This is a genomic window from Bowdeniella nasicola, assembly GCF_001907295.1.
GTDB lineage: Bacteria > Actinomycetota > Actinomycetes > Actinomycetales > Actinomycetaceae > Bowdeniella > Bowdeniella nasicola.
Genome location: NZ_MQVR01000084.1, coordinates 1 through 10732, shown reverse-complemented (window position 1 = coordinate 10732; position 10732 = coordinate 1). Strand labels below are relative to the sequence as shown.

Sequence of the window (10732 nt, the reverse complement as noted above, 5' to 3'; positions counted from 1 at the left end):
TAACGGGAAGGTCGAACGCTACCAGCGACTGCTTGCCGAGGAATGCCTCTATGCCCGCGTGTATGAGTCCGAGCAGGCGCGCAGGAAAGCGATCGAGGTGTGGGTCCATCACTACAACTATCATCGGCCTCATACCGCCTGTGCAGATCAGCCACCGGCCAGCCGAGTCCACAAACGTGTAGACAACGTCATGACCTCATACACCTAGCCCGCGGCTTTCCTCGCCTGGCAGTGACGAGGACCAAAGTAGTGGCAAGATAGGGACCGGCAATCACCCTGTCAACGAGGAGCAGCGATGCGCGCACTGGTTAAAGCGGAAGCGGCCCCGGGCCTCGAACTGATCGACGTTCCGGAGCCGGAGACCGGCCCTGGCGAGGTCAAGATTCGCGTCCTGCGGGCGGGCCTATGCGGTACCGACCTGCACATCTGGCAGTGGGATGACTGGGCGGCGTCGATGCTGAAGCCGCCGCTGACAATCGGGCACGAGTTCTACGGCGAGATCGTCGAAATCGGGCTCGGAGTCGCGCAGGGAGAAGGCCGCGATGAGCTACGCGTCGGCATGCACGTCTCCGTCGAGGGGCATGTCGTATGTGGGCGCTGCCGCAACTGCCGTGCGGGGCGTCGTCACATGTGCATCCGTACCAACTCGATCGGCGTCAACCGCGATGGCGCCTTCGCGGACTACGTCGTCGTACCCGCCTCGAACGTCTGGGTGCAACCCGACGCGATCGACCCCGAGCTGGGAGCGATTTTCGATCCGCTCGGCAACGCCTTCCACACCGCCCAGCAGGTACCGATGCTCGGCGAGGACGTCCTCATCACCGGCGCCGGCCCGATCGGCTGCATGGCCGCCGCGATCGCTCAGCATGCCGGGGCGCGCAACGTCGTCGTGACCGATGTGTCCGAATACCGCCTAGGCCTCGCCCGCACGGCGGGAGCTACCGTCGCCGTCAACGTGGCCGAACGCAGCGTGAGCGACGTCCAAAAGGAGCTAGGTATGCGCGAGGGCTTCGACGTCGCGATGGAGATGAGCGGAGTGCCGTCGGCGATGAGTGACATCCTCAACAATTGCACGCACGGCGCCCATATCGCGCTGCTCGGCCTGCCGAAGGACCCCTACCCGATCGACTGGGGCAAGGTCATCACGCACATGTTCACGATCAAGGGCGTCTACGGCCGCGACATGTTCGATACGTGGTACCACATGACATTCTGTATGGAGTCCTCCGCAACGTTCCGCGAGGCCATCCGCGGCGTCATCACGCATCGCTTCGCTGCCGAGGACTGGGAAGAGGCATTTAAGGCCGCTGCGTCGGGGACGTGCGGCAAGGTCGTTATGGATTGGGAGAACTAAGATGACGCGGGATGCCGTCAAGACTTTTGTGGCCGACGTGGCCGCCGAGCTCGCCGAGATCGACGACGCCGGGCTCACCAAGCGCGAGCGCGAACTGACAACGGCGCAGTCGGCCCACATCGCGACGCCCGGGGGCGATGCGCTGAACTTCTGCGCGAATAACTACCTCGGGCTCGCCAATGAGCCGTCGATCGTTGCCGCGGCGCGCGAGGCGCTCGATACCTGGGGCTTTGGCATGGCCTCGGTGCGTTTCATCTGCGGGACGCAGACGCAGCACCGCAAGCTAGAGGAGTCCATCGCCGACTACCTGGGGATGTCCGACGCAATTCTGTTCTCGTCGTGCTTTGACGCGAACGGCGGCCTGTTCGAGGTGTTCTTCGGGCCCGAGGACGCGATCGTCTCCGACGCCCTGAACCACGCCTCCCTCATCGACGGCATCCGCCTGACCAAGGCAAAGCGGCTGCGCTACGCCAACGCCGACATGGGCCAACTGCGCGCGCGCCTGCAGGAGGCGAAGGACGCCGGGGCCCGCCGGATCGGCATCGTCACCGACGGCGTCTTCTCGATGGACGGCTATTACGCGCCGCTTGAAGAGATCTGCGACCTGGCCGACGAGTTCGGCGCCATCGTCATCGTCGACGATTCCCACGCGACGGGGTTCGTCGGCGAGCATGGCCGCGGTACGCACGAGCTGCTTGGCGTCATGGACCGCGTCGACATCATCACCGGCACGCTCGGCAAGGCACTCGGCGGCGCGTCGGGCGGTTTCGTCGCGGGCCAGCGCGAGGTCGTCGATCTGCTGCGTCAGCGCGCCCGTCCCTACCTGTTCTCCAATGCCGTGGCGCCGTCCGTCGTCGCGGGATCGCTGCGGGCCGTTGAGCTCGCGCGCACGGCCGACGATGCGCGCGCCCAGCTGAAGCGCAACACCCAGCTCTTCCGCTCGCTCATGGCCGACGCAGGCTTCGAGATCTTGCCTGGCAGCCACCCGATCACCGCGGTGATGTTCCCCGGCCCCGACGGCGCGCGCCTCGCGACGCAGATCGCGGACGCCATGCTCGAGCGCGGCGTCTACGTCATCGCTTTCTCCTATCCCGTCGTCCCCAAGGGCAAGGCGCGCATCCGTGTGCAGCTATCGGCCGGGCACAGCGAGGCGGACGTGCGCGCGTGCGTGCAGGCGTTCATCGACGCCCGGGACGCCGTGGGCGACGAACACTAGGCTGCGGCCGTGACGATCCTCGTGACGGGGCCGCGCGGCAACGTCGGATTCGTCGTCGCCGAAACCCTGCAGCGCTCGGGCGAGCCCGTGCGGCTTGCTTCGCGCTCGGCTGCGAGTGCGTGCGCAGAGTCCGTCGCTTTCGATTTCACCGACCAACGACGTGGCCCGGGCCTTTGACGGCGTCTCCGCGATGTTCCTCGTGCGCCCGCCCGCCGTCGGCAACGTCAAGCGCGACCTGCTGCCGGCGCTCGAGTTCGGGCGCAAGGCCGGGCTCGAGCACGTCGTCTTCCTGTCGCTGCAGGGGGCCGAGAAGAACCGCGTCGTCCCCCATGCCACGATCGAGTCCTACCTGCGCGAATCGGGCATGGCCCACACGTTCGTGCGCGCGTCGTTCTTCCATCAGAATCTGTCGACGACGCATGCGGCTGACATTCGCGACCGCGACGAGATCGCGTCAATCCTTTCTGGCGAGCTCGGCCGCGAGATCCGCTATACCAGGCCGGGGCTACTGCGCTATATCCGGCATGCGCGCAGGTCGATGCCCTGGCCGATGGTCGGCGTCACCGCGGCGATCTACACGACGGCGCGGCTCGGGCTGGCCGCCGGGCTTACCGACGACGTGCGCCAGGTCCTCGAGCGCGAGCCGATCACGTTCGCCGAGTTTGCGCACCGCGAGCGTCGGGTGTGGCTACGCGACTGATGGTCCGCATGTCGCGTTTTATGGAAATCGCTCCGCGCATCTGGGTCGCGACGAGCCGGCTGTATCAGACGACGGCGACGGTGATCGTCGGCGATGATGACAGCTGCCTGCTGATCGACCCGGCGTGGGAGGGCGATGAGCTTGCCGCGATCGCCGCGTGGCTCGCCGAGTGCGGCCTGCGCGTGCGCGCCGGATTTGCGACGCACGCCCACTACGACCACGTGCTGTGGCATCCCGGTTTCGGCGACGCGCCGCGCTATGCGTCACGGCGGGCGGCGGCATATGCGAGCGAGCATCGCGACTACCTGCGCGGGCGGCTCGCGGCCGATTTCCCGGCCGAGCTGCGTGCGCTCGCGGCGGTCCTCGAGGGCGTCGACCTCTACCTCGCGGGCCTCGATGCGCTCGAGCCGTATGTGCGACAGGCTGCGCTCGTCGTTCCCGGGCATGGCGCGGTCGGGACGGACGCTGCGGCGCGCCTCGCAGCAGACCAGCATTACCTCGCGGAGGTGTTGGCGGGGCGAGAGCCTGCCGATGCGCGGCTGGCCGATCCGGACCAGCGGCACTCCTATGACCGGCTCGTCGCGATCGTCTCGGAGCGCTAGGTGGCTCGCTGCTGTTCGCTGGCCTCGGGCGGGGACGAGCTGGGCAGATTATTCTCGCTGGGCGGACTCGCTGCCCGCGGGCGCGGTCCGGCCGGATCTGCTAGCGACGGGACCTTCTGACGGAAACGCGCGTGATAGCGCGGGCGACGCTGCGGGTCGACGCCGATCGGCGGAATTGCGGCGGCGACGCCGTCGATGAGCTGGATGCGCCAACCGTCGGTTGAGTCGGGCGGGTTCTCGAAAGCATTGAATTAGACAGCTCCACTTCACTACCGGGGGCCTTCATCTGTCATCCAGACTCACCAGTACCGAGCAGGACAACCTACCTGGACATCACAGCTAGTCGGTTTAGCTCTCGCGCGCAGGAATGGTCGCGGGCGCTTGCGCCGTTCCCGGCCGATCTGGTTTGCCGGGCTGCGGCTTGCCCGGGCCCGGAGTCGACTTATCGGGCTCGTTTGGGCTCGGAGTTGGGCTCGGGATCGGCTTATGCGGCTTGCTCGGTTCCGGGGCCGGAGGGGGCTCCGGCGTCGGCGTTGTCGGCGACGGGGAAGGTGTCGCCGGTGACGGCGTCGGAGATGGGGTGTCCGGCTGCGTCGGGGATGGCGCCGGTGTTGTCGGCGCGGGCTTCTTCGGAGACGGAACCAGGCCCGGTTTCATCGCGCGGCCCTTGGGCCGGCCGCGATCCGTAGGCGGCGGGGTCGGCGCCTTGTCCTGATCGTCTTCGCACAGATCGGGCGGCAGTTCGACACCGGGTACCGCGGCGGCAATAATGTTGAGCTGCTTGCGCGCAGGCGCGACCGTTTCGTCCCAGTAGCGCTGCTTCAGCTGGTGGAGGTAATCGCGCGTCCATGCGGAGTGCAGGACCTCGTTATCGTTCCCGCGCGCCTGGTCGAAGGAGTCCCACACGGTCATGAGCTGGCGGACCTTGGCGGTGTACTGCTCGATCGCGGTGGCATCCAGCGTGGCGGGATCAGAATGAAGGAGTTCCTCCGGGATCCCGTTTGCCCGCACCTTGGCCGTGAGTGTGCAGTCGACCTCGGGGTCGAACAGGCCGACCTGGTTGGCCTGCGCCTGGCTGGCCGTGGAGGCGACGTCGGAGAAGAATCGGTAATTCGACTCGTTGACAATCGGGACGCCGAAGCCGGCGCGGGTCACCTCGGCATTCACGAGGGTGCCGTCGCGATAAACCCCGGCGAGGACGCGCCCGAACCGGTCTTTCGTCGCCCCGTCTTTCACGAGCGTTACGGGGGTGCCGGCGGGCAGCAGCGAGGAGAGGTAGTCGGCGGCTTCGCGACCGAGGCACTGCGGGACGTCGTGGCTGCCGACGAGATCGGGGGTGTCGACGTTCAGGAGGCGCACCTCGTAGCTGCGGAACCCCTCGGTGACGATGAAGGATTCGCCGTCGATCACTTCGGCGACGACGGGGCTCGCGGTGAATTGAAGAGTAAGCGCACCAAGGACCATCGCCCCTGTGGCGATGAATCCTGCACTGCGGAAACCAACCGACTCCATAGACCTCGCACCTATCGCGCAATCCCCCCGCGCCTTAGCATAATCACGCCTGACGTCAAATCCTTACGAACGTTACGCATTCGACATTGAGTTCGGGGTTCCCCTCACCTGTGGTGGAGGCCGTAAGGGGCGCGCTCCACCTTGAGAAGGAAGGCGAAACCCGCATAATCATGCGACCGCGCGATCCGCTTTGGTGCCGATCTTGGAACGATGAAGGTATCACTAGAAGGGAACCTGTCATGAAACGCACGATTCGACCAACATTCGGACATTGCGCTCTGCTCTGTCTCGTCGGTCCCATTGTTGGCGGCCTGCTCGGTCTGATAGCCGGCTTCCTATTCGAACTCGCGATTTCCAGCCCCTGGCTCGCCGTCAACGGCATGTTCGGCCGCGGCGAATACGTCGGCGAACCCCTCATGCTGCTCATCATGGCGGGCTTCGGCGCGACCGCGGGCGCGATCTTCGCGGCGACGACGCTCGGCGAATCGCTGCGCATCACCGTAACGGAACGCGACATCGAGGTCAGCTGGGATAACGCCCGCGTCTCGGTTCCGGCGACCATGGTGCAGTCCGTCGTCATCGACGAGGACATCGTCATCCTGGGCGAGGACGGCATCGAGCTGTCGCGCGTCCGCAACGACGTGAACTCCCAGGAGCTCATCGACGCCCTCATCGATGCCGACTACTCGTCGATCCTCACGCGCGATCCTTATGACAATGAGTTCCGTGCCGAAGAGGACCACCGCGGGCTTGCCGAAGACGCCCAGAAGCTGCTGGCCGCGCGGGCCTGCGCGATCCGCAACGGCGCGCATGGCGATGCCGAGCTGCTGCGTCGGCGTCTGGCCAGCCACGGCGTCATGGTCCGCGACATTCACCGCCGCGGGTTGCGCCCGCTGCGTCAGCAGTGGCGCCTGGGGACCGCCCGCGATCGGTTTCCCGAATTCGCCTTCATCGCCTAGCTCGCCAGCGCAATAAGCGCTGTCACGAGGACAATCTTTAGCAGGATTCCGACAGCAAACAGTGCCGCATACCCGGCTTCGATGCGATCGTCATCGAGCCGGGATGCGGCATATGCGTACAGGGCCGGTTGGCCGATGATGCCGGCGATGGCGCCGGCAGTGCGGGCCGGTGATAGGCCAAGGATGCGGCCCGCCGCGAACGTGAGGAGCGTCGTCACGATGACGATGAGAGCCGCGAGCGCGCCCGCGCGCAAGCCCTGGCCGGTGAACGCGAACTGCGCGAAACTGGGGCCCGCGGTGATGCCGACGGCCGCAAGGAAAATGAGCAGGCCGAGCTGACGCAAGGTGAGGTTCGCGGCCGGGGGGATCTGCCAGACGATGGGGCCGGTGCGACCGATATAGCCGAGCAGCATGCCGACGACGAGCGGGCCGGCGGCGGTGCCGAGGGAAAAGTGCGCGCCCCCGAGCGAGATCTGCGCGAAGCCGAGCAACAGGCCGGCAGCCATGCCGATGCCGACGGACAGGGCCGAGAACGTCGAGACGCCTGTCTCCGAATCGCCGAAGAAGCGGGCGACGTCGGCGATCGCGTCGCGCGGGACGACGACGAGGACGCGGTCGGATAGCTCGAGTTCGAGATCGTCGGCGGCCAGCAGTTCCTGGTCGCCGCGCTTCACACGCGTCATGACGCCGCCGAAGCGGGCGGGCAGGTTGAGTTCTGCGACGGTGCGGCCCGCGAGATCGTGGTTGGACAGGACGAAGTAGCGGAAGTCGACCTGCGTGCGGTTATCGGCGAGATGCTCGGGCAGGCGCTCGCCTACCGCGTCGATCGCGCGGGCGACGACGTCACGGTGGCCGACGAGGAGGACTTCGTCGCCGCTGTGGAGCGGCTCGCCGGGCGAGATGACGCGCGTCAGGCCGTCGCGTCGCAGGTAGCTCATGCGCAGTTCCTGCGTGGCGAAGCCGGGGACATCGCGGATCGCGATCGGCGCGGCAACGCGCGCGGAGACGGCCGCGATCTCGTGGGCGGGGTCGGTGTCGCGGGTTGCGGGCCAGGTGCGCGTCACGACGATAGAGATGACGATGAGGGCGACGATGACGCCGATGGGATAGCCGATGGCATATCCGATCGCGGGCTCGTTGCTGCCGGCCGCGGCGTTTGCGGCCGCGAGGGCGGGCGTCGCGGTCAGGGCCCCGGTGTAGATGCCCGCACCGACCGGGGTGGCGACGCCGAGCAGCGGGCCGGCGACGAGCGCCGCGGCGGCCGCGAGCGCGAGGATCACAACGGCGACGCCGATGAGCGGTGCGGTGCGTCGGAATTCGGTAAAGAACGGCTGGCCGGCGGCGAGGCCGACGAGGTAGACGAACAGGGCGAGGCCAAGGCCCTGGACGAGTCCGAGTTCGGCGCCGAGGCCGGGGACGGCCGCCCCGATCGCGAGGCCGACGAACAGCGCGCCGGCGGCACCGAATTTCAGCGGCCCGAAGGGGATCTGCCCGATAAGGGAGCCGAGGGCGACGACGACGAAGAGGGCGAGAAGCGGCGAGGCCGCAAGCAGTGACATTAGTGCTCGATTCCGTAGCCGCGCAGGCGTTTTTTGGCGGCCTTTGTGCCTTCGTTTTGCAGGGCGAGGAGTTCGGCGTAGATGCCGCCGGATGCGGCGAGGTCGGCCGGGGAGCCGATCTCGCCGATCCGCCCGCCACGCAGCGTGATGATGCGGTCGACGGTGGAGATCGTCGAGAGCCGGTGCGCGATGATGAGCGAGGTGCGGTCGGCCATGAGCGCGGAAAGGCCCGCCTGCACGAGCCGCTCGCTGCGCGTATCGAGCGCACTCGTCGCCTCGTCGAGGACGAGGATGCGCGGGTCCTTCACGATCGCGCGCGCCACCGAGATGCGTTGCTTTTGGCCGCCGGAGAGTTTCAGGCCTCGCTCGCCGATGAGGGAGTCGTAGCCGCGCGCGAACTTCGCGATGAACGCATCGGCGTTCGCGCGGCGCGCAGCCGCTTCGATGACCTCGCGGGGCGCGTCGGGATCCGCATATCCGATGTTTTCCGCGATCGTGCCAGAAAACAGGTGCGGCTCTTGGAAAACGACGCCAATGAGGCGCCGCAGCTCGGCTGAGGTGAGGCCGGCGATGTCGTGGCCCATGACCTCGATGCGGCCGGCACGCACCGGATAGAGGCCGAGTAGCAGGTTGATGAGCGTCGTCTTGCCGCCGCCGCTCTCCCCCACGAATGCGACCTTCTCGCCGTAGTCGACGCGGAACGAGATACCGGAGAGGACATCGGCATCGTCGTCGTAGCCGAAGCGCACATTAAAGAACTGCAGCGCGGGTTTGCCGGGGACGGGCTCGAGCTCGCGTGGCTTTGGCGCGTCGCCGCGCAGCGCCACGTCGTCGGCGAGATCGAGTTCCATCACGCGGAAGTAGTCCTTCGAGCCGGCGATGGCGTGCTGGGCGGTGTCGACGATATAGGACATCGACGTGACGGGGGCGCGGGCCATGGTCACGAGTTGGATGAGCAGGACCATGTCGCCGACGCTGAAGCGCCCGCGCACGGTGTAGACAAAGATGATCGCGAAAATGCCGAAAAAGACCAGCGCCATGACGCCGCGACGCAGGGCGTCCATCGTGTGCCAATAGCGCGACTGCTGCTTCGTCAGGCCCACCGTCGTGTCGAAATGGCGGCGGAAGATCGCGAGTTCGCGTCGCTCCTGGACGAAGGATTTGACGACCTTGATCTGCGCGATGACCTCGGTGAAGCGGCCGCCAGCCGCGTCGATCTCCTTATTCTTCGCGCCCTCGATGCGCTGCCAGCGCCGGGAGGTCAGCGCCGTGAGCCACAGGTAGATCGGGAAGACGATGGCGAGCAGCAGGGCGAGCGGCCAGGCGTAGAATGCGGCGATCGCGAGGATCGCGACCGTCTGGATGAGCATCGTGAAAAAGTTGTTCGAAAACGCGTTTGCGAAGCCCGTGACCTCGGTGATGGAGCGGTTCAGGCGCGAGACGATGCGGCCGGTGAGCTCGTTATCGAAATAGCGCTGGGGAAGGTCGAGGAGTTTGGCGAAATAGCGGTTCGACAGGATCTCGCGCATGCGTGCGGCCATGATGTCGCCCGCATAGCCACCGGCGGACGAGATGATCGTCGACGCGAGTTCGACGGCGAGGAAGGCCGCGGCGAGCCAGAGCACGGAGGAGACCGCACCGGGGACGATGCCTTTGACAGCGTCGACGACGACATCCGTCGCGCGGCCGATGATGAAGGGGGTGGCGAGGGACAGCAGGGCGGTCGTCACCGCGGCGAGCACGATCGCGACATAGTACGGCATGAGCTCGCGGGTGAAGGAGATGATTTTTGCGAGGGGGCGCATACCTCTATTCAACGCCTACGCGCCGGTTTCGTTCCCGCGGCGGCGGATTTGCGGGGTAGACATTGGTCACGACACACTGGGGCGCATGACGTTAGTGGCAGCGGCGGCGGTCCTTCGGCAGCGCGCGGGGCGGGTGGAATTGCTGTGTGCGCAGCGCTCGGCGCCGCCTGCGCTCGCCGGTCTGTGGGAGTTTCCCGGCGGCAAGGTTCAGCCTGGTGAGGAGCCGTGCGCGGCGGCGGTGCGGGAGCTAGCTGAGGAGCTCGGGATCGACGTCGAGCTGGGTGAGCTCGTGGCGGGGCCCGGTGCGCAGGGGGCGTGGCCGATCCTCGCCGACATGGACATGCTCGTCTGGCGGGCGCAGTTGGCCGATGCCTCGGCCGAGCCTGATGCGCTCCAGGATCATACCGACGTGCGGTGGGTCGAGTTAACGCGGGCCGCCGAGCTGGACTGGATCGAGGTCGATCGGCCGATCCTCGACGCGGTTGTGGCGAGCTACCACGCTTCGTAAGCGCCGCACCAGGAAATAGCCATCCGGGCGTGTCTGATGATCTGTGTAAGGCGTTTTGAAAGGACGCGTCACACTGATGTTTATGACTGAAGAAAAGAGTGCCTCGCTGGCGTCGGGTGATGAGCTCGTTGCTCAGCTCCAGGCCAGCGGAGCGTTGGACGAAGTGTTTGCCAAGATCGATGCCGGGCAGGTGTCGATGACCGGCTCTGATGGGTTGTTGCCGGCCCTGTTGAAGACAACCCTCAAGCGTGGGCTTGGCGCTGAGCTCACCGATCATCTGGGCTATGAGTAGGGGGGCCGCGCCGGAAAAACGTCCGAACTCGCGCAACGGGACGACGCTGAAGACGATCGTGTCGGAGGTCTGCGGGTTCACCGTTGATGTGCCCAGGGATCGGGCTGGGACGTTCATGCCGCGACTGATCCGGGGTCTGCTGTCGGTTTGCTTGAGTCCAAGACTGTCTCGATCTGAAGATCGATACTGAAAGGATGATGAGCATGCCATCGAAGTACAGTGAGG

13 protein-coding genes are annotated in these 10732 nt (G+C 66.5%); 10 read left to right on the top strand and 3 right to left on the bottom strand.

From position 1 onward, the window contains the following. The 6 genes from BSZ39_RS11115 to BSZ39_RS11095 all read left to right on the top strand — a co-directional run. Positions 1–208 (top strand): integrase core domain-containing protein (locus BSZ39_RS11115; RefSeq protein WP_143180507.1); only part of this gene is annotated, 208 nt, incomplete at its 5' end. 87 nt (positions 209–295) lie between these two features. Beyond that, positions 296–1354, top strand: a complete 1059-nt coding sequence (gene tdh, locus BSZ39_RS11110; RefSeq protein WP_073717398.1) for an L-threonine 3-dehydrogenase — start codon at positions 296–298, stop codon at positions 1352–1354. Position 1355: 1 nt separating this feature from the next. Continuing rightward, positions 1356–2570, top strand: coding sequence for a glycine C-acetyltransferase (locus BSZ39_RS11105; RefSeq protein WP_073717397.1), 1215 nt, complete (start codon positions 1356–1358; stop codon positions 2568–2570). A 9-nt stretch (positions 2571–2579) separates the two neighbouring features. Then, a complete protein-coding gene (locus tag BSZ39_RS13970) occupies positions 2580–2747 on the top strand; it encodes a hypothetical protein (RefSeq protein ID WP_158025187.1) in 168 nt (55 codons plus the stop codon). After that, a complete protein-coding gene (locus tag BSZ39_RS11100) occupies positions 2731–3270 on the top strand; it encodes a Rossmann-fold NAD(P)-binding domain-containing protein (protein WP_073717396.1) in 540 nt (179 codons plus the stop codon). The genes BSZ39_RS13970 and BSZ39_RS11100 overlap by 17 nt, the downstream gene beginning before the upstream one ends. Before the next feature lie 8 nt (positions 3271–3278). Further along, positions 3279–3872 (top strand): MBL fold metallo-hydrolase, encoded by a 594-nt coding sequence (locus tag BSZ39_RS11095; protein WP_158025186.1) that lies wholly within the window; start codon positions 3279–3281, stop codon positions 3870–3872. 348 nt (positions 3873–4220) lie between these two features. Here BSZ39_RS11095 and BSZ39_RS14850 read toward each other — a convergent pair whose 3' ends face one another. After that, positions 4221–5384, bottom strand: a complete 1164-nt coding sequence (locus BSZ39_RS14850; RefSeq protein ID WP_083603303.1) for a thermonuclease family protein — start codon at positions 5382–5384, stop codon at positions 4221–4223. Positions 5385–5623: 239 nt separating this feature from the next. Here BSZ39_RS14850 and BSZ39_RS11085 point away from each other — a divergent pair, with 239 nt between their 5' ends. After that, entirely contained in the window at positions 5624–6343 is a 720-nt protein-coding gene (locus BSZ39_RS11085) for a YqeB family protein (protein WP_073717393.1), read from the top strand. Here the strand turns inward: BSZ39_RS11085 and BSZ39_RS11080 are convergent. Both BSZ39_RS11080 and BSZ39_RS11075 read right to left on the bottom strand, forming a co-directional pair. Next, entirely contained in the window at positions 6340–7902 is a 1563-nt protein-coding gene (locus BSZ39_RS11080; RefSeq protein WP_073717392.1) for an aspartate:alanine exchanger family transporter, read from the bottom strand. The genes BSZ39_RS11085 and BSZ39_RS11080 overlap by 4 nt on opposite strands. Further along, positions 7902–9707 carry an ABC transporter ATP-binding protein gene (locus tag BSZ39_RS11075; RefSeq protein ID WP_073717391.1) on the bottom strand — a complete coding sequence of 602 codons (1806 nt, stop codon included), beginning with the start codon at positions 9705–9707 and terminating at the stop codon, positions 7902–7904. Before BSZ39_RS11075 ends, BSZ39_RS11080 begins: the two co-directional genes overlap by 1 nt. Before the next feature lie 85 nt (positions 9708–9792). Between BSZ39_RS11075 and BSZ39_RS11070 the strand changes: the two genes are divergently transcribed. The 3 genes from BSZ39_RS11070 to BSZ39_RS15130 all read left to right on the top strand — a co-directional run bounded on the left by BSZ39_RS11070 (position 9793) and on the right by BSZ39_RS15130 (position 10697). Further along, complete coding sequence (locus BSZ39_RS11070) at positions 9793–10215, top strand: (deoxy)nucleoside triphosphate pyrophosphohydrolase (protein WP_073717399.1); 423 nt, start codon at positions 9793–9795, stop codon at positions 10213–10215. A gap of 82 nt (positions 10216–10297) precedes the next feature. Next, positions 10298–10507, top strand: coding sequence for a transposase (locus tag BSZ39_RS15135; RefSeq protein WP_222842944.1), 210 nt, complete (start codon positions 10298–10300; stop codon positions 10505–10507). Then, positions 10500–10697: a transposase gene (locus BSZ39_RS15130; protein WP_222842943.1), complete on the top strand. Its 198-nt coding sequence runs from the start codon at positions 10500–10502 to the stop codon at positions 10695–10697. The genes BSZ39_RS15135 and BSZ39_RS15130 overlap by 8 nt, the downstream gene beginning before the upstream one ends. Positions 10698–10732: the final 35 nt, after the last annotated feature.